Source organism: Paraburkholderia sp. SUR17 (assembly GCF_029536165.1).
GTDB classification, from domain to species: Bacteria; Pseudomonadota; Gammaproteobacteria; order Burkholderiales; family Burkholderiaceae; genus Paraburkholderia; species Paraburkholderia kururiensis.
In genome coordinates this window covers 1,617,559-1,642,925 of the sequence record NZ_CP120509.1, presented here as the reverse complement: position 1 = coordinate 1,642,925, position 25,367 = coordinate 1,617,559, and the positions used below count along the sequence as shown (strand labels likewise).

The 25,367-nt window shown below is 65.8% G+C and carries 25 protein-coding genes and 2 pseudogenes; 9 read left to right on the top strand and 18 right to left on the bottom strand.

Translation table 11 applies throughout. The features are described from left to right. Nucleotides 1-32 precede the first annotated feature (32 nt). Nucleotides 33-950, bottom strand: a complete 918-nt coding sequence (locus P2869_RS24710; RefSeq protein ID WP_277598233.1) for a TIGR00730 family Rossman fold protein — start codon at nucleotides 948-950, stop codon at nucleotides 33-35. A gap of 16 nt (nucleotides 951-966) precedes the next feature. Here P2869_RS24710 and P2869_RS24705 point away from each other — a divergent pair, with 16 nt between their 5' ends. Both P2869_RS24705 and P2869_RS24700 read left to right on the top strand, forming a co-directional pair. After that, nucleotides 967-1,206, top strand: coding sequence for a hypothetical protein (locus P2869_RS24705; RefSeq protein WP_277598232.1), 240 nt, complete (start codon nucleotides 967-969; stop codon nucleotides 1,204-1,206). A gap of 65 nt (nucleotides 1,207-1,271) precedes the next feature. Beyond that, nucleotides 1,272-1,592, top strand: coding sequence for a hypothetical protein (locus P2869_RS24700; protein ID WP_126877108.1), 321 nt, complete (start codon nucleotides 1,272-1,274; stop codon nucleotides 1,590-1,592). 128 nt (nucleotides 1,593-1,720) lie between these two features. Here the strand turns inward: P2869_RS24700 and P2869_RS24695 are convergent, their stop codons facing one another. The 3 genes from P2869_RS24695 to P2869_RS24685 all read right to left on the bottom strand — a co-directional run bounded on the left by P2869_RS24695 (nucleotide 1,721) and on the right by P2869_RS24685 (nucleotide 3,789). Further along, nucleotides 1,721-2,089 carry a DUF3564 domain-containing protein gene (locus tag P2869_RS24695; RefSeq protein WP_017775725.1) on the bottom strand — a complete coding sequence of 123 codons (369 nt, stop codon included), beginning with the start codon at nucleotides 2,087-2,089 and terminating at the stop codon, nucleotides 1,721-1,723. 33 nt (nucleotides 2,090-2,122) lie between these two features. Beyond that, nucleotides 2,123-2,497: a c-type cytochrome gene (locus P2869_RS24690; protein ID WP_017775726.1), complete on the bottom strand. Its 375-nt coding sequence runs from the start codon at nucleotides 2,495-2,497 to the stop codon at nucleotides 2,123-2,125. A gap of 260 nt (nucleotides 2,498-2,757) precedes the next feature. After that, complete coding sequence (locus P2869_RS24685) at nucleotides 2,758-3,789, bottom strand: nitroreductase family protein (protein ID WP_277598231.1); 1,032 nt, start codon at nucleotides 3,787-3,789, stop codon at nucleotides 2,758-2,760. A 177-nt stretch (nucleotides 3,790-3,966) separates the two neighbouring features. Between P2869_RS24685 and P2869_RS24680 the strand changes: the two genes are divergently transcribed. Continuing rightward, a complete protein-coding gene (locus tag P2869_RS24680) occupies nucleotides 3,967-4,953 on the top strand; it encodes a zinc-dependent alcohol dehydrogenase family protein (protein ID WP_277598230.1) in 987 nt (328 codons plus the stop codon). Nucleotides 4,954-5,036: 83 nt separating this feature from the next. On the opposite strand, the gene P2869_RS24675 is transcribed toward P2869_RS24680, so the two are convergent. The 4 genes from P2869_RS24675 to P2869_RS24660 form a co-directional block, all read right to left on the bottom strand. Then, complete coding sequence (locus P2869_RS24675) at nucleotides 5,037-6,488, bottom strand: tetratricopeptide repeat-containing glycosyltransferase family protein (RefSeq protein ID WP_277598229.1); 1,452 nt, start codon at nucleotides 6,486-6,488, stop codon at nucleotides 5,037-5,039. 177 nt (nucleotides 6,489-6,665) lie between these two features. Continuing rightward, complete coding sequence (locus P2869_RS24670) at nucleotides 6,666-7,862, bottom strand: MFS transporter (protein WP_277598228.1); 1,197 nt, start codon at nucleotides 7,860-7,862, stop codon at nucleotides 6,666-6,668. A 235-nt stretch (nucleotides 7,863-8,097) separates the two neighbouring features. Continuing rightward, nucleotides 8,098-8,514 (bottom strand): VOC family protein, encoded by a 417-nt coding sequence (locus P2869_RS24665; RefSeq protein WP_277598227.1) that lies wholly within the window; start codon nucleotides 8,512-8,514, stop codon nucleotides 8,098-8,100. Then, the gene (locus tag P2869_RS24660; protein WP_277598226.1) at nucleotides 8,511-9,068 is read right to left on the bottom strand and encodes an AraC family transcriptional regulator; all 558 of its coding nucleotides are present in this window, start codon (nucleotides 9,066-9,068) and stop codon (nucleotides 8,511-8,513) included. The genes P2869_RS24665 and P2869_RS24660 overlap by 4 nt, the downstream gene beginning before the upstream one ends. A gap of 275 nt (nucleotides 9,069-9,343) precedes the next feature. Here P2869_RS24660 and P2869_RS24655 point away from each other — a divergent pair, with 275 nt between their 5' ends. Then, nucleotides 9,344-10,126 (top strand): YkgJ family cysteine cluster protein, encoded by a 783-nt coding sequence (locus tag P2869_RS24655; RefSeq protein ID WP_277598225.1) that lies wholly within the window; start codon nucleotides 9,344-9,346, stop codon nucleotides 10,124-10,126. A 234-nt stretch (nucleotides 10,127-10,360) separates the two neighbouring features. Here P2869_RS24655 and fnr read toward each other — a convergent pair whose 3' ends face one another. The 4 genes from fnr to P2869_RS24635 form a co-directional block, all read right to left on the bottom strand. Continuing rightward, entirely contained in the window at nucleotides 10,361-11,167 is an 807-nt protein-coding gene (fnr, locus tag P2869_RS24650; protein ID WP_017775733.1) for a fumarate/nitrate reduction transcriptional regulator Fnr, read from the bottom strand. Between the two features lie 9 nt (nucleotides 11,168-11,176). After that, nucleotides 11,177-11,584, bottom strand: a complete 408-nt coding sequence (locus tag P2869_RS24645) for a response regulator transcription factor (protein WP_277598224.1) — start codon at nucleotides 11,582-11,584, stop codon at nucleotides 11,177-11,179. A 397-nt stretch (nucleotides 11,585-11,981) separates the two neighbouring features. Continuing rightward, nucleotides 11,982-12,629, bottom strand: coding sequence for a response regulator transcription factor (locus P2869_RS24640; RefSeq protein ID WP_017775735.1), 648 nt, complete (start codon nucleotides 12,627-12,629; stop codon nucleotides 11,982-11,984). Continuing rightward, the gene (locus tag P2869_RS24635; protein WP_277598223.1) at nucleotides 12,626-14,716 is read right to left on the bottom strand and encodes a PAS domain S-box protein; all 2,091 of its coding nucleotides are present in this window, start codon (nucleotides 14,714-14,716) and stop codon (nucleotides 12,626-12,628) included. The genes P2869_RS24640 and P2869_RS24635 overlap by 4 nt, the downstream gene beginning before the upstream one ends. Before the next feature lie 535 nt (nucleotides 14,717-15,251). Here P2869_RS24635 and P2869_RS24630 point away from each other — a divergent pair. From P2869_RS24630 to P2869_RS24610, 5 genes and pseudogenes are all read left to right on the top strand, one after another. Beyond that, the gene (locus tag P2869_RS24630) at nucleotides 15,252-15,716 is read left to right on the top strand and encodes a universal stress protein (RefSeq protein ID WP_199541857.1); all 465 of its coding nucleotides are present in this window, start codon (nucleotides 15,252-15,254) and stop codon (nucleotides 15,714-15,716) included. 569 nt (nucleotides 15,717-16,285) lie between these two features. Further along, nucleotides 16,286-17,047, top strand: coding sequence for a DUF2345 domain-containing protein (locus tag P2869_RS24625; RefSeq protein WP_277598222.1), 762 nt, complete (start codon nucleotides 16,286-16,288; stop codon nucleotides 17,045-17,047). A 3-nt stretch (nucleotides 17,048-17,050) separates the two neighbouring features. Continuing rightward, nucleotides 17,051-18,997 carry a DUF3274 domain-containing protein gene (locus P2869_RS24620; protein WP_277598221.1) on the top strand — a complete coding sequence of 649 codons (1,947 nt, stop codon included), beginning with the start codon at nucleotides 17,051-17,053 and terminating at the stop codon, nucleotides 18,995-18,997. After that, nucleotides 18,997-19,737 (top strand): hypothetical protein, encoded by a 741-nt coding sequence (locus P2869_RS24615; protein ID WP_277598220.1) that lies wholly within the window; start codon nucleotides 18,997-18,999, stop codon nucleotides 19,735-19,737. The genes P2869_RS24620 and P2869_RS24615 overlap by 1 nt, the downstream gene beginning before the upstream one ends. Before the next feature lie 70 nt (nucleotides 19,738-19,807). Further along, nucleotides 19,808-20,035: pseudogene (locus tag P2869_RS24610) on the top strand (PAAR domain-containing protein); the annotation flags it as partial. Between the two features lie 15 nt (nucleotides 20,036-20,050). Here P2869_RS24610 and P2869_RS24605 read toward each other — a convergent pair. The 6 genes and pseudogenes from P2869_RS24605 to P2869_RS24580 form a co-directional block, all read right to left on the bottom strand. Beyond that, a pseudogene (locus P2869_RS24605) lies at nucleotides 20,051-20,354 on the bottom strand (transposase); the annotation flags it as partial. Nucleotides 20,355-20,454: 100 nt separating this feature from the next. Continuing rightward, entirely contained in the window at nucleotides 20,455-21,657 is a 1,203-nt protein-coding gene (locus P2869_RS24600) for a porin (RefSeq protein WP_277599842.1), read from the bottom strand. Between the two features lie 59 nt (nucleotides 21,658-21,716). Then, nucleotides 21,717-22,235, bottom strand: coding sequence for a TIGR00725 family protein (locus P2869_RS24595; protein ID WP_277598219.1), 519 nt, complete (start codon nucleotides 22,233-22,235; stop codon nucleotides 21,717-21,719). A 7-nt stretch (nucleotides 22,236-22,242) separates the two neighbouring features. After that, nucleotides 22,243-23,082, bottom strand: a complete 840-nt coding sequence (locus P2869_RS24590) for an ABC transporter permease subunit (RefSeq protein ID WP_277598218.1) — start codon at nucleotides 23,080-23,082, stop codon at nucleotides 22,243-22,245. Nucleotides 23,083-23,122: 40 nt separating this feature from the next. Next, nucleotides 23,123-24,211, bottom strand: a complete 1,089-nt coding sequence (locus tag P2869_RS24585; protein WP_277598217.1) for an extracellular solute-binding protein — start codon at nucleotides 24,209-24,211, stop codon at nucleotides 23,123-23,125. A 115-nt stretch (nucleotides 24,212-24,326) separates the two neighbouring features. Then, the gene (locus P2869_RS24580; RefSeq protein WP_277598216.1) at nucleotides 24,327-25,367 is read right to left on the bottom strand and encodes an ABC transporter ATP-binding protein; all 1,041 of its coding nucleotides are present in this window, start codon (nucleotides 25,365-25,367) and stop codon (nucleotides 24,327-24,329) included.

Genomic DNA, 25,367 nt, shown 5'->3' with positions numbered 1-25,367 from the left:
GCCGCTATATGCCGCCTGTTCGTGCCGCCGCTTCACGTTGCCGCCTCGTGCCAGCGCATGATGGCGGCCCAGATGTCGGCGGCTGTTTCGCAGAAGACGAACAGCTTCGTGTCGGCCTCCGAGATCATGCCTTCGTCCACGAGGAAGTCGAAGTTGACGACGTTACGCCAGTACGCCTCGCCCACGAGCACGACGGGCAGCGGCTGGATCTTGCCGGTCTGCAGCAGCGTGAGCACTTCGAAGAGTTCGTCGCAGGTGCCGTAGCCGCCGGGGAAAAAGACGCCCGCCTTCGCGCGCTCGAGCAGATGCAGCTTGCGGATCGCGAAGTAGTGGAAGCGAAAGCACAGATCCGGCGTGACGTAGGGGTTGGGGTATTGCTCCCTCGGCAGCGAGATGTTGAGGCCGATGCTGGGCGCGTGCTGCTCGAAGGCCCCGCGATTGGCGGCTTCCATGATGCCGGGCCCGCCGCCCGTGATGATGGCGAGCTTGGGTAGCACCGAACTGCCCGCGGTGCTGCCCACGAGTTCGCCCAGTTCGCGCGCCACGTCGTAGTAGTGGCTGCGCGCGAGCAGGCGCTCGGCGACTTTCACGGCGCGCGCCTGTTCGGCGTCGTCCGGTTGCGCCGACGCCGCCGCGCGCGCCTCGGCAAGCCGGCGCCGCGCGACGGCGGGCGCCGCAATGCGCGTGCTGCCGTACACCACGACCGTGTGCTCGATGGCCTGCTGTTGGAGCCGCTGCTCGGTCTTCCAGTAGTCGAGCTGCAACCGCACGCCGCACATTTCGGGGCTTTGCAGGAAGGCGGCGTCTTCGTCGGCTTGCAGATACGTGGGGCTCGTCACGAGCCGGCGCACGCGCGCCGGCAGCCCGAGCGGCAGCGCGTGGGCATCTACTGCACTCGTCGCACGCCGGTTGGACGCAGCGGGCGCTGAACTAAGGCGCTTCTTCAACATGAGCTTTTCAAGGTTCGTGGCCGGCGCCGATGCCGGCGGCGAATTCCACGATACGAGGCATCCGTTGCGCGCGATTGATCGTCGTCAAGGGCTCACCGCATGCACGTGGGCGCGCGTGCTGCGCGCACGCATGGCGCTGCGGACGTTCCCTGCGCGCATTCGCCTGCTTGACACATATCAACGGGAAAAGCGCGTGAGCGGCAATGATGTCTACAACGCTCAACCGTTCGATCCAATGCTTGAACGGCCTTCATGAGCAGTCTTCATGAGCAGCCCTCATGAGCAGCAACAGAGCGCCGCATCGAATGGCGGGAGGTAACCATGGGAATCGGCATGCAGATCGTCTATCTCGGCTTTGCTGGATCGGCACAGATAGAAGCAGAGGCCGGTGCCCAGCTCGTGCGCCTGTTTCGCTTTGCGAGCGGGCTTGCGGGCTGCCACCTCGCCATCGAACTCATGCGTTCGAACGGCGATCGCGATCATCCACGCTACGACGCGCGGCTCGATCTGATCACGCCTTCTCACGAACTGAAGCCCGTGCGTCATTGCACGAGCGACGATCCCAATACGGCGGTCAGGCAGGCTTTCGACGAAGCCGAGAAGCAACTGGAGCAGTTGGAGTTGGAGTCGGGGAAGCGGTAGCGCCGCGGCGGCGCGCGACAGAGCGGCAACGCGAAGGGGCGGTTAGCCCCTCTCCATCCGATTCGCCGCTTGATGTAACAACAGGACTAACGACAGGCGTAACGACAGGAGGCGAAAGATAGCGGCAGTCAGACCGGCCCTGCGAACAGGCCGCTTTCCGGCGCTGTCTTCATCTCGTCGACGCATTGCACGTGCCAGTGGCCGCTCACGGCCGGGTGGTGCGAATGCCGGTGCCACAGCACGCGCCCGGTTTCACCTTCGAACGGACCATTCGCCGCGCCCAGATCGAGCCCTTCGAGTTCGCAGAGCACGCGCTCTGTCGCAGGGTCTGCGATGCGCGTCGTGCCGTCTGTCGTGGCCAGGTTCCCCCACTCGGGAAGATGCATGCCGGCGTGCCCTTCGCGCGACCACTTGCGCGCCTCGTTGTCGAGCCAGAGGATCGCGTAGACCGCGGGATCGGTGCTGTCGAACGTGTCGAGATGGATGGTGATGCGCATGGCGTTCTCTCCAGTGGTGGGCGTGCAGTGCGCCTACTGCGTCATGACCCATTGGATCAGCGTATGGGCGTCCTCGGGCGAAAGCGGACCGCCGCGCTCGGGCGGCAACGGCATCGGCGTGTCGCCCCAATGGGCGCGGCCGCCCAGGCGCAGCTTCTGTTCGAGCATCACGGTGGCGTCGGGCACCTTGCGATAGCGTTCGGCGATCTGATGAAACGAAGGCGCGAGAAACGGCGAGTCCGACGTATGGCAGAACATGCAGTGCTGCTGATCGACCAGCTCAGTGGGTTCGGCCATCCGCTTCGTTTGCTGCGCGTGCGCCGCGCCGCTGCCGGCAAGCCCTGCCAGACCTGCAAAGCCCGCGAGCAACGCCGCGCAAGCGCTCATGTTCTTGTATGTGGCCTTCATGTCTCATGCTCCTCAATGACGCTCGATTCCGGATCCAGTCTAAAAGGGACGCCGGTTCAGTCATTGATGCGCGTCAAGGCGGTTGTGGCGCGGCGAAGGCGCGCGTTGGAGCCGGCCCGAAGGTGCCCTGAAGGTGCCTTGAAAGTGCCCTGAAGTTGCCCTGAAGCGGCCTGGCGCCGGCCTCAACCTGACATCGAGCCGGCCTTGATCCGACATTGAGCCGACATTGAGCCGGCAAGCCGCGACGTTGCGCGATGCCCTCACGACACCACGTCGGCAAGCGGCCGCCGCGGTGCGTGCATGGCATCGGGGCCGCGGCCGATGCGCAGCAACAGCTGCGGCGTGGACGTCGTGCCGAGCGCCGCCCGCAGCCGCTCGCGCAGCTCCGGCGTTTCGATGGGCTGGTTCAGATACGACGCGGTGTAGCCCTCGTGGACCGCGGTCAGCAGCAGGCGTTCGAGCGCCTGGCCCGTGGCGAGCCACGCTTCGGCGTTGTCGGCGCCGGTGGAGAGGGCCACGAGGAGCGGCGAGCCTTCCACGAGCCGGTGATGCGCCGCGGCCATGCCGCCGCCCACGTCGAAGGTGCGAATCACCGAGGTCAAGAGCGGCGCCGCGACGTCGAGCAGCGCGGGCACGCCCGCCGCATAGGCCGGCATGCCGTCGTCGCTGCGGCGCGGATGCACCCAGCTCGCCAGTTCGCGGCGAAAGCGCGCGTCCGCGAACTGAACGCGGTCGGCATCGGCGATGAGTTCGGCAATGCGCTCGCGCTCCGCGGGGGCGTCGATGCACGCGACGTCCGCACCCTCGGCCGCGCCGGCTTCGATCAAACGGCGCTGCGCGGCGGGCGGGACCGGTTCGTCGGCGAACGCGGCGCGCGTCGTCATGCGTCGCACGATGGCGGGAAAGAGCGCCTCGAGCGAGGCATCGCGATGGCCGCCGGGCACGATGCGCACGTGGGCCAGCACGTCGGGGTCGGCATGCGACGGAAACACCGTGATCGCGTAAGCGAGGCCGAAGTGCTGCAGCGCCACGCGCAGATTGAAGAGCGCCGCGCCGCAACTGATGATGAGTTCGCGGTCGAAGGGATCCACGACGGGCAGCGCGCGCAGGCGGTCGGCGCATAGCGTCACCGCGTCGCGGTCCACGATGAAGCGCCAGGGCTGCGTGTTGTGGCTCGACGGCGCGAGCACTGCGTACTGGAGCGCGAAGCGCAACTTTTCTTCGACGCCGGCGGACGGTGCGAGCCGTTGTTCGTCGACATCCCACGCGGCGGAACGCGTAACATGGTCCATCTGCGGCCTCCCTCGGCTGATACGGAAGATGAGCGGAACGTGCGGAATCTTCGCAATGAGTGCAACGAGCGGAATGCGAAGCCGCCGCATGCACGCAGGCACCGCGCCGCCATTCGATTTATCGTCGCAGCGCGCGGTGGGGGCGGAGTTGATGCAGGTCAGCGAAGGAGAGACAGCGTGCGCGCGATGGTATTCGACGGCTCAGGACCGTATCTCAAGGAAATGTCGTTGCCCGACCCGGTGCCCGAAGCCGGGCAACTGCTGATCGACATCCACGCGTGCGGCGTGTGCCGTACCGACCTGCACGTTGTCGATGGCGAGCTCACCGAACCGAAACGGCCCGTCATTCCTGGCCACGAAATCGTGGGCACCGTGGCCGCGTTGGGCGAGGGCGTAACGGGCTTCGCCGTGGGCGACCGCGTGGGCGTGCCGTGGGTTGGGCATACCTGCGGACATTGCCGCTATTGCCTCGCGCACCGCGAGAACCTCTGCGACGATCCGCGCTTCACGGGCTATACGCTCGACGGCGGCTATGCCGAGCGCACCGTCGCCGACAGCCGCTACTGTTTCCATCTGCCCGAGCGCTACAGCGACGTCGAAGCCGCGCCGCTTCTCTGCGCGGGACTGATCGGCTATCGCACGTTGAGCATGGCGGGCGACGCGCAACGTATCGGCATCTACGGCTTCGGCGCGGCGGCGCACATCGTTGCGCAGGTGGTGCGCCATCAAGGCCGCGAAGTCTATGCGTTCACGCGCAGCGGCGACGCTGCCGCCCAGGGGCTCGCGCAGCGTCTGGGGGCCGTATGGACGGGTGGCAGCGAGGAGACGCCGCCCGCGCCGCTCGACGCCGCGCTGATCTTCGCGCCCGTGGGCGCACTCGTCCCGCTCGCGTTGCAAGCGGTGGTGAAGGGCGGCACGGTGGTCTGCGGCGGCATCCATATGAGCGACATCCCCTCGTTTCCCTACGCGTTCCTGTGGGGCGAGCGGCGTGTGGTGTCGGTGGCGAATCTCACGCGCGAAGACGGCCAGGCCTTCATGCGCATTGCCGGCGCAGTGCCGCTCGCCATCGAGACAACGCCGTACGCGCTAACGGACGCGAACCAGGCGCTGGACGATTTGAGAGCGGGGCGCGTTTCGGGGGCGGCGGTGTTGGTGATGAGGTGAGCGTGGCAGGCGCGGCCTGCTTCGCTTAAAAACTCGATAGCCGCGGCAAGCTCGATGGGCCGGGGACCGCCCTGAACTTGCAGTCAAACGCCCTGGGGATGGGACGCCGCCGCATACCCCGCGGCAGCATCCAGGCATGCCGCGGCGATCTGTTCGACCACGGGTGTCCACTGTCCCGGCTCCGCTTGCCTGAACAAGCGCATCGTTCCCGGATACCAGGGCGAATCCGTTCGCCCGCGCACCCATCGCCAGTCGAGCCCCAGCGCCGGAAGCATGACCCAGCACGGCTTGCCCAACGAACCGGCAAGATGCGCGACCGCGGTGTCTACGCTGATCACCAGATCGAGCTGCGCGATGAGCGCCGCACTATCGGCGAAATCGGTGATGTCCGGTGCGGCATCGAGCACGAAGGGGCGGCCCTCGAGCGCGCTCACCTCGGCTTCCCCTTGGCCTTTCTGCAAACTCACGAAGCTGACGCCCGGCACGTTCAGCAACGGCCGCAACGTTTCGAGCGAGGGCAGGGACCGGTTGCGATCATTGCCGTGACCGGCATGGCCTTTCCAGACGAGGCCGATTTTGAGTCCCTTCAGCGGCGCCACCCGAGCCCGCCATGTCTCGACGAGCGCCGCATCCGGCTGCAGGTACGCGGCGGGGGGAATGGACCCGAGCGTGGTGCCGGCAAGATGCGCGATGCTGAGCGGCAACGTCCAGTAGTCGTACGGGGCGCGCGCAAGATCGGAATGGCCATCGACCACTGCGTCGATCCCCGGCAGGCTGCGGAACAACCGGTGCAGCGCCGGCGCGCAGGCGAGCGTGATCCACGCCGCGCCGCGCGCTTTCAGCAACGACAGATAGCGCCCGAACTGGATCATGTCGCCGAAGCCCTGTTCCTGCCAGACGAGCACGGCCTTGCCTTGCAGCGATTGCCCCTGCCATTGCGCGTAGGCAACGCCGGGCGGCGCCGCGGTCCGGTCCGTCAAAGCGGCGTCGTAGCGGGCTTCGAATAGCGGCCAGCCTTCTTCGAACCGGCCGAGGCTCAACAGCAGCGCGCCGAGCTTGCACCGGGCATCGGCGTAGTGGGGGTCGATTGCGAGCGCTTTCCGGTAGGTGGCTTCCGCTTCCTGCAAGCGCTCTAGTTCGACGAGCACCGTCCCGAGACTGTGAAGCAGAACCGGATGATCGGGAAACAGCGAAAGTGCCTGGCGGCAGGCGGCCTCGGCATCCGGCAAGCGGCCGCACGTCTTCAGCAAGGCACACAGATTGTGGTGCGCCTCGAGGTAGTCGGGGCGCACCGCCAGCGCCGCGCGGTAGCACGTCTGCGCCTCGGCAGATCGATCGAGACCATGCAGCAGCACGCCCAGGTTGTAATGCGCTTGAGCGCAGTGCGGGTCGGCTTCGATCGCCATCCGCCAATAGCGTTCGGCATCGAGCTTGTGATCCAGATGCAATGCGCAAGCCGCGGCCAGATTCAACGCTTGCGCCCGCTCAGCGCCATCGGGCACGCCCGCTTCGAGCACCGGTTCGAGTGCGCTCAACGCCGCGGCTACGTTGCCGCTCGAATAAAGCGAGACCGCCGTCTGGTATCGGTCGGCGCCCAAGGGCAGATTCGATTGTGCGGGGTCCATCGATGGTCTCGTTGTGTGCGTCGAACGTGATGGATCGGGATTCTACGCAGTTTCGCCATCAGGCCGACACACGAACCGCGCCTCGTCTCACCTGCGCCTGCCCACCCCCAACGCCACCCCGACCAGCCCCACCGAAACCGCCGCAAAAATCCCGTCCGCCCAGAGGTGTCCTACGTACCTCGACAGCACCGCCACGCCCACCGCCGGCAGCGAATTGCCGCTATAGCAGCACAACAGATACGCCGACAGCAGTTCAGCGCGATGCTCCGGCGGCGCGATGCGGTTGACCTCCTGGAGGCTGCCGCGAAATCCGTAGGCGGAGGCGATCCCGCATAGGGCGGTCGCCCCGATCAGCACCGCGATCGATCCGGCCACCTGCGCCCACAGCAGCAGCGCGAGGCTCGGCGGGAGCAGCCACAAGCCGGCGAACATCGTGGCACGGGCCGTGAGCGTGGGCGTCAGGACGACTGTGGCCGCGCCCACTGCAAACAGTTCGGCCACCACGGCGCCGCTGAGTGCGGGGCTATGCACGTGCATGCTGTTCGCGAGCAGGTTGGGCAGCAGCGCGGCGTAGAAGCCGAGCAGCGCGAAGGTGGCGAACGCCGTGACAGCGGGTGCCACGAACGCGGCGCGCGCTTGCCCAGGCACGCCGATACGGGGCCTGAAAGACAGCGGCTGGCTGGCGTGCGTCGAGTGCTCGACGGTCTCGCGCGTGCGCAGGGTGAGCGCGGCGGTCACGAACAGGATCAGCAGGTAGACCCCGTAGACGGTGCGCAGCGGCCACGGCGCGAATTGCGCGAGCAGGCCCGCCACCGCCACGCCACCGGCGAGACCGGCCAGGTTGACGGCTGCGGCGAGCCGGCTCGCTGGCGCCTTGTCTTTGGCCGAGTGCAGGTCGGCGATCCACGCGGTTGCCGTCGCCGCGCCCACGCCGATGGCGAGGCCGCTCGCGGCCCGCGCGATGAAAAGCAGCGCGGGATGGATGGCCAGCAGGAACAGCAGCGCACTCGTGCCGCCCACGGCGAGCACCAGCAGGCTCACGGGCCGCCGGCCGGCCTGGTCGGACACGCGTCCCATTGCGAGCAGCGCGCCCAGATTGCCCACCACATACGTCGCATAGACGAGCGTGATGGTCAGGTCGGACAAGCCGAACGCGCGCTGATAAAGCGGGTAGAGCGGCGTGACGAGGGTACTGCCGGCATAGAGCGTGCCGAGCAGCACGGCGGCCGCGACGAGCGATGCGTGACCGGTCAGCGCCGCGGGCTGCGAGAGGCGTGCGTGCATGGCGTCCTCCGCGGTGTAGATACCCCGACGAAGGCAGCAAGGCCTGTTCCGCCGCGGCGCGTCAGGCCTGTAGCTGGCGCGGTATGGCCCCGTGGGCGGGCGGTATGGCCCGGCATGGCCCGGCGGGGCCTGGCGCCTGGCTTGGCGCAGCGCCACGCGGCGTGGCGTGGCCTGGTCCGGCCCGGCCCGGCCCGGCCCGGCCCGGCACTGCGGGCCACATCGGCACGGCCCGCGCTCAGACGGTGCTTTTTGCCGCCTGAATTATCTTCCAGCCGTTGCCGGCGGGGTCGCGAAAGCCGGCGTCCACGCTGCCGAAGCGGTCCACCGGTTCCTGGGTGAACTCCACGCCGCGGGCTTTGAGTTGCGTGTAGCTGGCCCGGCAGTCGTCGACGGAAAGCACGAGCGGCGGCATGGCGCCCTTGGCCACCATGGCGAGCAAGGTTTGCGCGGTGGCGGCGTCGTGGATGGGCGGCCCAGGCAGAAACAGACCCAGCTGGAACGACGGCTGGTCAGGGTGCTGCACCGTGAGCCAGCGGTACGGGCCGTTGCTTACGTCCGTATGCACGCGAAAGCCGAGTTTGTCGACGTAGAACGCGAGCGCTTCGTCCTGGTTGTCGACGTAAAGGCCCACCACGTTGATGCCCTGATTCATGACGCCTCCTCCTCCTGGGTAGATGGCGCGAATGTAGCGCCGGCCGCGCGGCGGCGCTTCTCCAAAACTGCGATGGTGAGGTCGGGACGCTGCGCGGCCTTCAGCACGCAGGCGGGGATGCGCTCCAGTTCGCGCGTGCTGGCCGGCTCCGTGCGTGTCGCGGCGCGCAGGGTGCCGGGGCTTTGGCCCGTGACATCGCGAAACACGCGTCCGAACGTGCCGAGGCTCTCCCAGCCCGTGGCGAAGGCGATCTCGGTGACGCTCAGTTCGGTGTCGCGCAGCAGGGCGATGGCCTGCTCGATGCGACGCGTGAGCAGATAGCGGTGCGGCGGCACGCCGAAGGCACGCTTGAACGAGCGCGCGAAGTGGGCCTCGGAGACGCCGCTGACCTGCGCAAGACGCCCGACGGGCCAGGCCTCGTGCGAGGCGGCGTCCATGCGGTCTTTGGCGCGCAGCAGGCGGCGGAGCAGGGCGGGGTCTTCGAGGGCGCCGTCGGTTGCCGAAGCAGGACACAAAGCAGGCGAGGCGGCACGACGGTCTGATCGGGCGGGCATGCGTCTTCGGACAGTGAGTGGGCTGGCGGGATGCCGTAGTTTAGGCTGCATCGTGTGGCAGGAGTGAAGGTGGCAGGGGCCGCCGAAGCTGGCCGGGCCTCAGGCCCTATGCTGCGCGGCACCAGACAGCACCAGTTGTCCCCAGATCAGCCCCAGCCGAATGGCAGCAGTCTGGCGTTTTGCCCGGCCTTGTCCTGCCGGCAGCGCGATCCCGCCACACGTAGTACGCTTCGCGCCAGAGCCCTGCCCGCCTGTCATTCCCGAATTGGACCGCCATGCCCTCACATTTCTCCTGCACGATGTGCGGCCGCTGCTGCCGGGATCTGCGTCTTCCGTTGAGCCTTGCCGAAGCGGCGGGCTGGCTGCGCGACGGCGGAGAAACGCAGTTGCTCTGCGACGCGATTCCGTGGCCCGTCGAGCCGGCCGCCGACGATCGCCTCGCGGCCTACAAGTTCAGGCGTTCCTTCCCGGCGATGAGCGGCACGCTGCCGTTACGCGTAATCGTGACCGTCGTGGCCGCGTTCGACGGGCCGTGCCCGCATTTGCAAGCCGACCTGCGCTGCGGTGCGTACGATCGCCGGCCGCGCGTGTGTCGCATTTATCCGGCGGAGATCAATCCGTTCATCGAGCTTCAGCCGGCCGCCAAACTGTGTCCGCCCGAGGCATGGGATGAACGTCATCCCGTGCTCGAAGTGGCGGGGCGTTATGCGGACCCGTCGCTCGTGGCGACTATCGAGGCTTTCCGCGAGGCCGATATCCACGACGTCGGAGCCAAACGCAAACTCTGCGACGTGCTGGGCGTGCGCACGGCGGCGTTGGCGAACGAGGGCTTTGTGGTGATCGCGCCGGGGCGCGAGCCGATGGCGAATGCAATCGCTGCGGCAATGCGCGAGGACGAAGTCGTTGGCGAAGATGCGAACCCGGCATCGTGGATCTTGATTTCGAACCGTCGCAGCACACGTGACACGTTGGCTTCCGTCGATGCAGAGGCACGCGCACCGGACGCCTTGCCCGACCTGCACGAATACCTCGGGTTTCACGCGGCAAGCGGCGAGTGATTGGGCGGGGGTGATGGTGGCCGGCGATACGGCGCATCGCGCAAATCGCGGCCGACAAAATCAAACAGCCCAAAAAAAAGACGGCGCATTGCTGCGCCGTCAAAGCACACACCTCTTTCGAGGCACTTGCACCCACTCATTCGCCGGAACCATCCGGCTAACCTTACGTCCTCAACATTGGCCGCACTGTCATGCGCGGCCAACAGACATGCTGCGTACTGCCGCGTGCAACGCTCACACGCGGGCCAGTCCTTCCATATTCGTGATGCGGATCTGCTTGCCGTGCGTATCGACGAGCTTCTCGCGCTGGAACTTCGAGAACATCCGGCTGACCGTTTCGAGCTTCATGCCCAGGTAGCAGCCAATTTCTTCGCGCGTCATGCGCAGGTGGAATTCGGAGGCCGAGTAGCCACGCGACTTGAAGCGGCTCGACAGATTCAGCAGGAACGTGGCGAGGCGTTGCTCCGCGCTCATCGTGCCCAGCAGCATCATGAGGCCCGACTCGCGGACGATCTCGCCGCTCATCATCTGGTGCACGTGATGCTGCATCGACTTCACTTCGCGGCACACCACTTCGAGCAGGCCGAAGGGAATGATGCAGACCTGGCTGTCTTCCAGCGCGACGGCGTCGCAGCTGTGGCGGCCCGCGTAGACACCGTCGAGGCCCATCGCATCGCCGGCAATCTGGAAGCCCGTGACCTGCTCGCGGCCATCGCGATGAATCACCACGGTCTTGAACGAACCGACGCGCACCGCGTAGATGCTCTGGAACGCATCGTTGCCGCGATACAGCGCTTCGCCGCGGCGCACGTTGCGCGTGGTGCAGATGATCGAGTCGAGCCGTTCGAGCTCCGCCGTGGTCAGGCTGGGCGGCAGGCAGATGGCGCGCATCGAGCAGGTGGAGCAGCGCGTCACGGCGCGCTTGGCGGTGTCGGCACGCGTATCGGCCGGTGCGTCGACAGGGGCAATCGGGTACGTCTGATAGCCGGTGTGGGGCGAGCCAGACGAAACAGCTACGTCGCAGGCGGTACTCGAATACATGTCAATCTCCTAGGCGACAGCACGCGTGCGATGCGTGCGGGCAATTGCTTCAACGGCGCTGCGGGCTTCTTCGAATTCGGCTGTCTTGTCGAAGAAGTACTGCGCTCCCGCCGCGAGGCTTGCTTCGCGAAATGCCGGACCTGCGTGATTCGTCAACATCATCGTGACCACAGGCTGGTTCGCTGCGGTAACGGCTTCAATCAGTTGGAGGCCGTTGCCTTGCGCGAGCCGTAGATCGGCGATCACGAGATCCGGGCAGGATGTTGCAATTCCTTCGAGCGCGGCGGATACGTCTTCCGCTTCTCCCACCACGCACACTCCGTCGATCCTGCCGAGCGAGAGCGAGATTCTTCGTCTCACCGGTACCGAGTCTTCCGCGAGGAAGACTTTCAGCTTGGCGGACCGTTCTGATTTCATGGGTGCAAGTATGGTCTGCGATTCACGGAATTTAAATCGGCGACGGTTGAACTTTCAGTAGGGCGGAAGGAATGCGTGTAGGTCGATTCCTACAGCGGGCGGGGTGTTTGCCGGGCGGCCGGTGTGCCCTGTGAGGCCTTGAATGCGGCGATATGCCGCCGTTCGGCTGGCTCGCGCTTTACTGCGCTTCATGCGCGATTCATCAGCGCTTTGGTCGATCTTTTTAGTCGGTCTTTCTAGTCGGTCTTTTAATCAGCGCTTTTATGAGCGCCTTGAGGAGCGTTGCGCAGGCGAGCGTGAAACGAACCGGAACAGGTTGCCCGCGCAACGGCAGGAGAGTGGGCAGCAGAACGCAAAGCGACGACGCAGGGCATACCTTCGCGCCTTGCGGTTTTCGTCAGACTTCGTCGTTGTCGTCGAACAGCTTGTGCCGCATCGCATAGCGCACCAGCGCGGCTTCGTGCGGCATCTGCATCTTTTCGAGAATGCGCGTTTTATAGGTGCTCACGGTCTTCGCGCTCACGCATAGCTCCTGCGCGATTTCGGAGATGCTCTGGCCCGCCGCGATGCGGCGGAACACGTCGAACTCGCGGTCGGAGAGGCGCTGGTGCGGCAGCGTGTCCGCGGGCTCGTTGAGGCTCTGCGCGAAGCGCTCGGCCATGGCGAGGCTCACGTAGACACCGCCCGCGGCCACCTTCGTCACCGCGGAAACAAGCTCCGTGCTGGCACTTTCCTTCGTGAGATAGCCCGACGCACCCGCCTTGAACGCACGCACCGCGTATTGCTGCTCGGCATGCATGGTGAGCACGAGAATGCGCAGATTCGGTTTCTCGTCCTTGATCTGCCGGATCAGTTCGACGCCGTTGCGCCCCGGCATGGAAAGGTCGAGCACGAGCACCTGCGCTTCGGTGGAGCGTGTGAGCGCAATCGTCGTCGCGCCGTCCCACGCTTCGCCGGCCACCTCGAAGCCGCTGGCGTTCTGCAGGATATGGCGCAGCCCGTCGCGTACCAGCGTATGGTCGTCGGCGATCAGTACCTTGATCATGAAAGTGTCTCTTCCTGTTGCACGGCCTCGCGAGGGAAGGTGACGGTGAGGGCGAAGCCCTTGCCGTCGGCCGTGTCGATCGCAACCGAGCCGCCCAGCATATGGGCGCGCTCGCGAATGCCGATGATACCGAACGACTTGCCGGCGCGACCGTTCGTCCCATTCGCAAAGTGGGTACTGCCCGGGGCGTTGGCGCCGTCTGCGCCGGCAGGGTGGCTGCCGCGTCCGTTATCGCTCACGCGCAGCACGCAGAAGTTGCCCTCCACGCGCAGCATGAGTTCCACGCGCGTGGCCTCGGCATGCTTGGCGACATTGGTGAGGGCTTCCTGGACGATGCGAAAGAGCGTGGTCGCGCTCGTGCGCGAGAAATTCGTGTCGCCGGGGGCGATGCGCCGGTCCACCTCGATGCCGTAGCGGTGTGTGAAGTCGCCCGCGAGCCAGTCGATGGCGGGCAACAGGCCCAGGTCGTCGAGCATCACGGGACGCAGGTCGGCGGCAATGCGGCGCACGGAAGCCACGGTGGCGTCGATGAGCCGCCGCATGCTGCGAAGCTGCTCCAGCGTGTCGGTGCTTGCGCCGGAATCGGGCCCCACCATGTGTTCCAGCGCGGAGAGATCCATTTTCAGGGCGGTGAGCTGCTGGCCCAGATCGTCGTGCAACTCGCGCGCGATGCGGGTCTTTTCCTCTTCGCGCACGTTTTGGAGGTTGGCGGAGAGTTCGCGCAATTCCTCGCGCGACTGCTTGAGATCGTTTTCAGCGCGCACGCGCTCGGTCACGTCGCGCAGCATCACCGTATAGAGCTTGCCGGTGGCGTCGCGGATCTGCGAGATCGAGGCTTCGATGGGGAATTCCTCGCCGTTCGCGCGCAGGCCATACAGCACGCGCTGGCGGCCCATCTGACGGTCGGAGACGCCTGTCACGCCGAACTGCTCGACGTGCCGCGCATGGCCTTCGCGGAACCGCTCGGGCAGAAAGCGCGCCAGCGGGGCGCCGATGGCGTCCATCGCGGAACAACCGAACACGCGTTCCGCCGCGGGATTGAAGATCACTATGCGCTGCGATTCGTCGATAGTGATGATGGCCTCCATCGACGAGCGAATGATGCCCATCATGCGGGCCTCGTTGAGCGTCGACTGGGTGCGCGATTCGCCCGCCACCTTGCGCGAGTCGGCATAGAGGCGCGCGAGCACGAGGACGAGCGCTGCGAGCACGAGCGAAGCGACCACGCCGGCCACCGCTACCGTCGTCTCCACGCTGGCGTTGGCGGCCGCAGCCGCACTGCCGGCCGCCGACCAGGCCAGCGTAAACGTCGTGCCGCCGAACGAGAGCACGGTGGAGCGATGCAGCGCGTTCGTGGACGACGTGTTCTCTTCGTCGCCGCTCGCGGTCGCGAAGACGGGCGCGGACGCCTGGCCCGTGTAGACCTGCAGGTCGAGGCCGCGCTCGCCGAAGCGGGCGGGGTCGAACAGGCGGTCGGGGTCGAGCCGGGCGAACAGGATGCCGGCGAGGTGGGCCTGCCGGTCCGTGGCCGTTGCCGGCGTGGCCGGGGTGCCGTACACCGCCAGATAGAGCCACAGCGGGGGGCGCTCGTCGGCGTTGTCCTGCGGCCCTTGGCCGGGGCCAGGCGCGGCCAGCGCTACCTGCGCCGATTCCACCGCGCGCGAAAGCGCGACGCGGCTGTCAGGCGTATTGGGCAGCGCGAAAGCCGGGGCGTCTTCGGCCGCGGGGGCGACGAGCGTAGCCGTGAGGGGCGCGGATGCTTCGGACGCGGCGCCGGGGAAGGTGCGGCCGCGCACGTCGGCGTAGCCCAGCACGCGTACGGGCGAGCGGCCGCCCTCGAGATCGAGCCGGTTGACATATTCGCGCCATGCGGCCGACGTGGGCGCCGGGACGGCACCCATCAGCCCGCGTGCGCCGTTCAGCACGGCGGCGCTGGCTGCGAGTTTCTGCTGAAGGACTGCGGTGACGCGCGTCGTGCGCTGCTCGAAGCGCGTTTCTCCGGCATGCGAGAGTTCCTGCTGCACGACCCACAAGGTCGCGAGCGTAGCGAGCAGCCCCGCCACGAGTGCCACGGTGGCTGCCAGCATGGGTTGCCGCGACAACCGCGGGCCGTTTCTGGCCGCCGCGGGGCCGGCGGATTGGGGACTAGCGGTCATGTGATTCCCGCCGTATCGAGCTCATAGGGACGCAGTCTCATGTCTGGATGCGGTGTGAATGTACGTCTTCGCGGGTTTGCGAATGCAATACCCGCTTCGATCAAGGAAATTGTGAGCGAATTGTGACTGTTTTACACGGCTTGCGCCAGTCCGAAGGCCGCCCCGCGCCGGTCAGCGGGAGATCGGGCGGCTTTTCGCAGGCTTCTGGCGCACTTTGCGCGGGGGCGCGCCGGCGGTCTGCCGGAAAGCGGATGCATAGGGAATGCATATCTGCCGCATTTCTGTTCTGGTTCGTTGCGGGCTGCACGCGAGGGCCTTGACCCCTCTTGCCGCTTGATCCTCGTCAACGACGCGGCCGGCCCCATCGCCAGACTGCTCGTTAAGCGCACTGCGCATCATCGCGTCGTGATGGGAGATGCGACGCGCCCTCTGCATTCAACGTCAAGGGCCTGGCCCGGGAGGCAAGATGTACAAGCGGATTCTGGTAGCGATCGACGGCAGCCGCAGCGCGCGGCGGGCGCTGGACGAGGCCGTAAAGATTGCTCAGGCGAGCGGGGCCGTGGTGGCGGCCGTCTATGTGGCGGAACACCACGCGCAACTCGTGGACGTCAACACGCCGTTCGCCGAGGACGTGCCGGCGGACACGCGCGGGGGCTCGGCAACGGCCGCGCTCGAGGACGCCGAAGAACGCTTCCGCCAGCAGAAGGTGCAGGGCACGGCACGCGCCGTGGACGCCTACGGCGAAGACGTGGCCACGGTGCTGCGCCGCGCCGCGGATGAAACCGAGGCGGACCTGATCGTGATGGGCACGCGCGGGCTGCACGGCTTGCGGCGCCTGCTGCTGGGCAGCGTGGCCGAGGCCGTGCTCAGGACCGTGGACAGGCCGGTGCTGGTGGTGCGGTATGACGCGGAGGCTGAGGCGAGTCGTTGAGTGTGTGCAGGACGGCGGATGGTGCGTGGAACGCGGCTGATGGGGCCGCGTTCTGGCAGATGTGAGCAGGGTGGGCCTCCACGGCTTTGGCGGTTGATTAGGTTGATTAAAGCCTCAGACGAATCGGTCGTTAACTTGAGCCGCGACGTGGGGCCGAACGCTCGGCGCCGCCGTCGCTTCGCGAAGCGACTCGGTTACGACCCATACAAATCAAAAGAGAGGGCTACCCATCCCCGGCATTCCGGCCAGTCCGGCTGCGCCTGACGAGGCCTCCCTCTCAACGGATGAACTGCATGAGCAGATTCAGGCGGCACGCGCGGACCTGATACGGTTGGCCTGCGACCTGGCTGACCGCGAGGCCCCGCGCTGACGCAGGGGGCTGCGAGGGAGCCCAGGCCGTCTTTCGCCTTTCCCCGCGAACGGACCATGCGTCCCGATGGCGCGCCGTCCGATGCAACGGGCACCGTCTTTGTCAAAGATGGTTAGCGGCCATAGACACCCCCGCACCTGCTCCGGTATGACTGGCAGCTGATCTGTCATTCATTTCCTGCCGGACAGGGAGAGCACCGTTGACTCCTGCAACAGCGTATTCCGATGCCGCCGCACGCGCGGGCATCAACATCCACCCGTTCTACAGCCTGGACCTGAAGGGCACACCAGCCGCAGCGCTCGCGGACGTCTACGCGTTCGACGGCGAGCGCGGCATCGGCGAACCGACGAAGTACACGATCCGGTTCACCCATCCCCGGCACGACCTGTCGCGTAGCGATTCACGGTTCAACGTCACGGCGCTGCGCAACGTGGCGGTTGCGGCGGGCGAAGAGCTGTCGCTGTTCGCGCACCGGCTCGGCATCAGGATGTTCGCGGCGCGCGGGAAGGTGCAGATACAGGCGCAGTCCGACGCGATGGAACTGGTGGCGCAGAAGAACGTGCAGATCACGAGCGCGGACGGCACGGCTACGGTCAATGCGGCCAACGGTGTCGTACTGAGCGGCGGCGGCACGGCCTATATCAAGGTGCACGGCGACCACGTGGAGATCGGCGGGGCGGGCAGCCTGATCCTGAAGGTGCCGGACATCAGCAAGCAGGGGCCGGGGGCGCTGTCGCTGCCGGTGCCGAAGTTTGGGCAGATGGATATCGCAAACGACGAGCGGTTCATCCTGAGCGACGGCATCACGGGCCGCCCTGTCGCGAACCGCCCCTACAGGATCGAGCTTGCCGATGGGCAGATCGTTGAGGGCGTCACCGGCGAACAGGGCGAGACCTCGCTGAGCCGCAAGGACGTTGCCCAGGGACTCAAGCTCACCCTGCTGAATCACAAGGAAGTCTGATTCATGAACGACAAGACCAACCCGCCCGATAGCGCGGCAGACAGTGCCGATGCGCCGAAGCCCTACCGGCATTCAACCGCCACGCGCGTCGTGCCCATGCAGCGCGATCACCTGGGGCGGCCGTACTGGGAGTCCTATCACACGCCGTCGAGCTTCGAGGTACGCGCCGAGTGCCGGATACCGCCGCACATGCCGGGCGTCATCATCTTCGTGCATGGCGTCAATTCCACGGGCGAGTGGTATGACGCGGCGGAACAGGCGTTGTGTGCCGGCCTGAATGATCGTCTGCACCGAACAGAAGAAACGAAGCTAAAGGCGAATGCCTATATCACTGCGGACTCCGATGGTCGCCCCATTCCACGCCAGCTCGATCCGACAAAGCGCGGACATTCGCCCGTGATCCGCTTCTACTGGGGTTACAGCGCGGCTTCGGGTACCGAACGGAACTGGCGTATTCCCCTTCGCAATCCACGCGGCGTCGATGCGTGGGCTCCCGAATGCACCAGCGATGGCTTCACCGGAAAGGGGCCGTGGTACTGGGGAGGCGGTCCCTTCCAGAACGGCACCAACAACCTGCAGCAGGTATGGAGCGAAGCGGGCTTCAAACGTCATGTGCTCGGATTCGACATGGAGGCGTTGAACACGGAAGCCGATCGCCAACTGCAGGATGCGCCCCCGCGCTCCTACTACGCGCACGCGGCCCAGCGACTGGCCGACCTGATCGACCGGATTCGCGTCGAGTGCCCGCGCGACACGGTGACGGTGATGTCGCATAGCCAGGGCACCATGATCGCGATGGCGGCCACCGCCATATGCAAGACCCGCGCGCCCGATGCGCTGTTCGTGATGAATTCGCCGTATTCGCTCGATGACAAGGTTACGGATGCACTGGCCTGCGGACCAGAGCGCCCCACTCCCGAAGCACGGGTCAATACCTTCCGGAACATCGCCAACCGCATCAAGGGCGATAAGCGCGTCTTCACCGAGGCGCAATTGCGGCAGTTGCAGTGCGGCGCGTCCGAGGACATGGACTTCTGGCGACCGGATAACGGGCGTGAATCCGGCGTGGACGAACGCGACAATCACGGCAGGCTGTACGTGTATTTCACGCCGCACGACCGCGTGATGGGCGCGGTACCGCTGCAAAGCATCGGTTGGCAGGGCGTGGACGACAGGCTGCTCGCCGAGCTGGGCGATACGGTCAAACAGCGCATGCTGGCACGCGGCACGCCCGTGGGCGACGCGCCGGGCGTGAAGAGGTACGGCACGTTACCACCGATTCCCGAAGACAAGCTCGTACCAGGTGCGAAGCCGACAGATTTCTGGAATGGAAACCGCGATATTTTTTCGCCCCTCATGAAACTGTGGGCCGTACCCCATCCCGACAAGACCGTGACTATCAACGCGGAAGAGGTGCCGCAGCCCGTCACGGCGGAAGAAATGCGGCCGTTCGAAAACTCGCGTAAAGGAGTGGATGAAATGGGCAAGTGGGTTTCCGATCCCAATGACCCGAACGGAGGGCATTACGCTGATCCCGATTACCGTTATATGCGCTCGATTTATCAGCCGGAACGTACCGTGACGACAGAGGATATTTATAGCTCGACGCGCACGACCCGGCTTGAAACGCAGGAGGAAATGTTGCAGCGGCTCGATACCTATCACGCCGAGCCGACCAACCACAGCACGCTGCCGCAGCACGAAGCTTTCATGCGTCGCGTGGTGGCCTACGATCTGCCGGTCGGCTTTTGCGATTCGTATGAGAGGCCGGCGTTCTGGACCCGCCTGATGAAGCTGGCCGACTGGACACAGGGCTATGACGATTACTTCGGGTCTGGCGCGCCTCAAAGCATCATCAAGCCGCCGCATATCGATTGGGATACGGTCGCCGAAGAGCAAAGCAGGGCCGAAGCCGAACAGCTCAGGCAGCAACAATGGAAGGGGGCTTGATGAGATACGTCACAGCCGCAATGGTGCTTGTCGCCCTCATGCAAGGGTGCACCGCACAGACGCCGGAGCACGCGAGCTTCGGACTCGGAGATTTCATGAGTTCGGCGCTCAAGGAATTGCCGTATGACTCGCCGCCCCAGGTCATCTACCGGATTGACGACCACCGGTTTGTAACGCTGGAACGTTACCGTGATTGCAACCACGGAGAAACCTACTACAACGACACCCGTGCCGGCATCCGGAAGCACGTGGGTCGAGGTCTGTTCGAAAACTTCCAGGGGCACGTCATTAATGCCGATCCGTCTGGAATGAACATTGTTTTGCCGCTCGCCTATCCGGATGGACTGATTTGTGGTAATGGCGAAAAAGGCTGCATCGTGCCTTTATGGTATTCGACAGACGGCGGGAAAACCTTCCATTCCAAGGTGTACATGGATCACAGTTTCAACGCGTTTGAAGACTCGAAACGATACACGGTCGCCGCCACCCAAAATAAGCTCTTTGTAGCTCAGGTCGATTACGGAGACGAGAATGGCGATCCTTATGTGAAAGAGTATCCGCTAGTTCCCGATATCGACCTGAGCAAGCCATATCCCCCAGGAATCCACGGCTCTACATTTATGGCCTCGAAGCGACCAGGCATTTTTTCAAAGCTCAAGACGCCATCCGGCCAGGACCGCATCATCTGCAATTCCTCGATCAAGCCGACCAATCCCGACGCGCCGCTGGCTCCGCAGTAAGGCGTCGGGCTTGATTACACAGCAACAGGAAACATCATCATGAACCCCCCCCGTATGTCTCGGCGATCCAACCACGCACGGCGGCGTCATCAAAACCGCGTCGTCAACGTTCAACCTCGATGGCAGAAAAGTCGCGCTGTGGCACGACATCGTGTCGTGCCCCCAGCACGGCGATAACCCGATCATCGAATGCGCGGAGGGCTACAGCGAAGACGGCCGCAAATGGGCCGTCGATCTGTGCCGCACACGGTGCGGCAGCCAGGTCATCGCCCGCAGTACGGGAATGAACATCGCATGAGCCGGATGTGGGTTATTCGCCTAACGACAGCCAGGCCGAGAGCCGGCGATAACCGAAGCGCGGCACCTCTTGCGACGCTGCAATCAACTGATCGCCCAGCAGCTGGTCTTTCTCCGGCTGCTTGAGCGTGTAGGTCGGCATCCGGCGACTGAATCCCAGGTAACGATATGCCTTGCGTTGTGATAGACCCCGCCGAGTCGGGACAGAACGTCTGCTCCGTGATGTTGTGCCGCTTGCACAGATCCTTGACCGGCTCCTCGCGGCGCTCGGCTTCCCGCAGGACACGGATGATCTGTTCGTCGGTATGGCGCTTCTTCATCGAGTTCTCCTTGCCTCCAGGATAAGAGAACTCACTTGCCGTTTGGCTACACAATCCGTCATTGAACCGCGCGAGCGGGCGTCGCCGCCCGCTGTGCACGCTAGAACCGATGCACGATACCCACGCCGGCCGCGACCTGACTGCGCGATGACGACGGAGCGCCACTGAAGCCATCGCCAATCGACGGCGTGGCGACGACGACCTTGTGGTTACCCGACAAGGTATCGCCGTTCGCACGCTGATACGCCTCGACCATGTAGAAGCCCGTACGCTTGGACACGGCGTAGTACTGCGACAGCGTGAACTGGTGATACTGCGCGGCGTTGGTGATGCCGTTAGCCAGGGTGGCGCGTGTGTAGCTATAGCCACCCGCGAAGTCCCACGCTGCCGAGGGGTGGAAGTGCAGCACCGCGCCCGCCGTGTTGAAGATGGCCGTGTTGCGGAACGACGAACCCGTGCCGGGGATGTACTGGACGTTCGAATACGAAGCTGACACGTCCCATGCGTCCGAGAAGCGGTAGCCGCCCGTCACCGCGAAACGCTGCTGCGCCTGCGCGGTCTGGTAGCCGTTGTTGATGGCGGAGACGGCCGTTTCCGCACCGCCGTTCGATGTCGTCGACGAGGCACCCCAGGCGCCGCCGCCGGGCGTCGAATTGTTCACGCGCTGATACGCCGCCCCGATGCCAAGAGGCCCGTTCGTGTATTGCAGGCCCGCGCTCCAGGTCGATCCGGCATTGATGCTGCCCGGCACGCCGCCGAACGCATACGAGGCGGCGAACGTGAAGCCGCCCAACGTCGGCGATTGATAGACCAGCGAGTTGTTGGAGCGGTAGATGTTGTCGAGCGAGTCGATATCCCCGGGATGCGCGCCGAAGTAGCCGGTGATCCAGGTGGTCGGGCTCCACGGCGAGAGCATCGTGTAATAGGCCGTGTACTGGCGGCCCGCCGTCAGCGTACCGAAGCGCCGGTTGGTCAAACCCACCCACGACTGCCGTGTAAACATGCCACCGGAAAACTGCGAGGTGCCGTTCGTGCTGTTCACGCCCGCTTCGAGCGTGAAGATCGCCTTGGTGCCGCCGCCCAGATCTTCGCTGCCCTTGAGCCCGAAGCGACTGCCTGCCCACACGCCGGCGGTCATCTTCACCACCGAATGACCGTTCGAGGTCGAGCCGACCGAGGTCGCACTGTTCTGCCAGGCAAGGCCGTTATCGACGATCCCGTACAGCGTCACGCCGCTCTGTGCATGGGCGCTCATGGCTGCGCCGCCAAGCACGCACGACGCGATGATGGTCTTTTTCATAATTAGTCATCCTATTTGATTGACAAAAAGATCTCTACTACCGTGAAACCCTGTTGCGTGTATCAGGAAAGCGTGGCGAGCCAGTGCGCCGCGCGCGCAAGCACGGCGTCCGCCGAATCGAAGCATTCGACGCCCGCCACCAGCGGTGCGTCGCAGACCGCGAACACCGGCTTGCCCCATTGCAGTCCGAGCACAATCTCGGACAGCGTGCCGAGGCCACCACCCACCGCGATGAGGCACAGCGACGCGCGTGCGATGAGCGCGTTGCGCGTGATGCCGAGCCCCGTGGGCAGCGCCACACCGAGGTACGGATTCGCGCCTTGCGCGTCCTCTTCGGGCAACAGTCCTATTGCGATGCCGCCCGCGCGCTGCGCGCCACGCGCGGACGCTTCCATCACGCCGCCCTTGCCCCCGCCAAGAATCGTCATGCCGGCCTGTGCAAGCGCATAGGCGATGGCCTCGGCGACGCGCAACTGCTCTGCGGTCGCCTCGCGCGGGCCGATCACGCCCACCGGCATCCGATGCCGGTTCTGCGTCCGCTGACGCGCGGCGAGGTCCGCGAGCGCGGCCTCGGCCAGCATCGGGCATTCAATGTTGCCTTGGTCTGACAATCCATTCCCCCATTGCAAGAACACAGGTGCACAGCGCCGTCAGCACGATGGACAGCACAGCCGCCTGCGAGAAATCGGTCTGCCCATCGGACAGCTTCAGGTACATCAGCAGCGGCAGGATGTTGATCTGCGTGCCGGCCAGTGCGACGGCAGTGCCGTAGGTCCCGAGCGCGATCGCCGCAACGAGGCACCACGCCGACGCCACCGAGGGCCACAGCTCGCGCCACGCCACGTCGATCCAGGCGCGCCACGGCCCTGCGCCGAGCGTCAGCGCCGCGTCGAGCGGGCGCCGGTCGAAATTCGCGAAGGCCGGGTAGAGCATCAGCGCAACGCGTGGAATCAGGTAGTACGCGTAGGCGATCACCAGCCCGAAAGTGGTGTAGATCACCCCGCCCACGCGCGCCGGGTCGGCGCCCAGCTTCGCGAGCAACAGGGTTACGAACCCTGCGCGGCCGAACGTCAGGATGAAGCCGTAGGCAATCACCAGACCGGAAAATGCGAGCGGCACGCCGAGCATTGCCAGCCAGAGCCGGCGGCGCTGCGGCGACTGCCCGGCGAGCGCGATTGCCAGCGCGATGCCGACCATGGTGGACAACGTGCCCGAGGCCGCCGCAAGCCCGATGGAGCGGACGATCGCGTCGCCCACCAGTGGATCGCCGAACACGGCGCCAAACGCGTGGCCGCCGCCGTCGAACGCGGCCACGACCAGCGACGCGAGCGGCAGCGCGAACGCGACGGCGAACAGGATGGCGGCCGGCATCGCGCCGAAGCGGCGCAGCAGGCCCGCGTTGCGGGTATCGAGTGTCGGGTGTCGCATCACCGGCCGCCCTGGCTGTCGTGACAGAACGTCATGCCGTTCACTGGCCGAGCGTCGCCTGCGACCAGAGCTGGTCGACCAGCGCCTTCTTCGCCGCCGCCTTCGCGACGTCGAGCGGATGCACCTGCGGCGCGTCCGGCATTCTGGCGGCCACCTCCGGCGCGAGCGTGACAGCGGGCACGGCGGGGCGCACGTAACCGCGCGCGAACAACGCCTGCCCCGCATCGCTCATCACGTAGTTGAGCCAGAGCTGCGCCGCGGAAGGATTGGGTGCGTTCTTGACGAGGCTCATCGCGTAGGGGGCCGACACGCTGCCGTCCTGCGGAATCACGACCTCCGCCGTGTCGCCCATGCCGTCGACGTAGCGCGCCTTCAGCCCGTCGTTCTCGTAGCCGATCAGAACCGGAATCTCGCCCTTCACGAACTTCGCGTAGGGCGTGGTGCCCTCCACGCGCATCACGTTGCCGACGGTCTTCAGTTTGCCGAAGAAATCGGCGCCCGGTTTCGGATCGTCGACGCTGCCGCCCATCGCGTAAGCCGCCGCGAACACATCCACCTGGCCCTGGCCCGTCGAACGCGGATCGAGGTAGACCACGGCATTGCGGTACTCGGGCTTGAGCAGGTCGGACCAGCGCCGCGGCACTTCCTTCACGAGCTTGCGGTTGACGAGGAACGCGATGTTCAGCGAGTGGACGGTGAACCAGCGGCCGTCGGGATCGCGGAACACTTGCGGCAGCTTGTCGAAGTTGAGCGGCTTGAACGGTGCGACCAGGTCCTTCGCTTTCGCGTCGAGTGCGGAAGCGGCGAAGTAGTACGCCGTGTCCGCCTGCGGACGGCGGCGCGCCTTGTCGAGTGCCACCACGGTAGCGGCCGAGCCGATGTCGTTGTAGGTGATCTCGACCTTCGGATAGCGCTCGCGAAAGCCGGCGAACAGCGACTTCCAGTTGGCCCACTCGGGGCCGGTATCGAAAGAGACGACGAGGCCTTCGTCGGTCGCCTTCTCGTAGAGCGCCTGCTCGCCAGCGTACAGCGGCACACGCGGCTCGGCATGAGCCGCGCACGCGAGCAGCGCGCCGAGCGCGAGCGCAACGGCACGCATACGTTGGATCAAGGTAGGTGTGGCAAACATCGTGGTTCTCCGGGATGCGTAAATGCGTAAGAGAGGCCGGTCAGGTATCTGACGAAGCAGAGGGGTGTGTGGATTTCAAGAAAAGCCGGCTGCGCACGGCGCGCCGCACGCGCATTTATTCGCGCGCCGCTGCCGGCAGTACACGCAGATGGCGCGGGTCGATGGCAATGCTGTGCTCCGCCACGACGCGGCCCTCGCCGAGTAGCGGCGCGGCGGCCCCGTGCGGGAGGAAGTCATAGCGGTGTGTTGAGCCGAAGTAGCGGACCTCGCCTCGGGTGCCGCAAACCCGATTTGCGCAGCCCGGCTCGGGGTCGGCCTGCACATGCTCGGGACGGAGCAGCAGTTCGACGGCGTCGCCGGGGCGATGCCTGCCTGTCTCGGCGCAAAGCGTCGTGAAGCCGACGTCGATGCGGTCGGTGGTCATCACGCGTCCGCGCAGAATCGTGGAATGTCCGATGAAGCGCGCGACGCGCACCGAGGCCGGCGCCTCGTACAACTCGCGCGGCGTGCCCACCTGCAGCACCCGCCCGTCTTCGACGATGGCAACGCGATCGGCCATGCTGAGCGCCTCGTCCTGATCGTGCGTCACGAGCAGAGTGGTCGCACCGCACGCACGTTGCAGCGAGCGAATCTCGTCGCGCAGTTGATGGCGGATGCCGGCATCGAGTGCGGCGAGCGGCTCGTCGAGCAGCAGCACGCGCGGCTCGATGACGAGTGCGCGGGCCAGCGCGACGCGCTGCTGCTGGCCTCCCGAGAGCTGCGCCGGCGGCCGGTCAGCGTGATTCGCGAGGCCCACGCGGTCCAGCATGGCGAGCGCCTGGCGGCGCCGTGCGCCGCGCTCGACGCCGCGCATCTTCAGGCCATAGGCCACGTTGTCCGCCACGCTCAGGTGTGCGAACAGCGCGTACTGCTGAAAGACCATCCCGACGCCGCGCCGCCAGACCGGCTCGCCGGCAACGTCTTGCCCGCCGATCGCGATGCGACCGGTGTACCCGGTCAAGAGCCCCGCCGTGAGGCGAAGCAGCGTGGATTTGCCCGATCCGCTCTGGCCGATCACGGCCAGCAGTTCGCCGGGCGCGGCCTTCAGGGAAATGTCGGCGATGCCGTGCGACGCGCCCGGATACGTGTAGCTGACGGTGTCGAATTCGAGACTCAT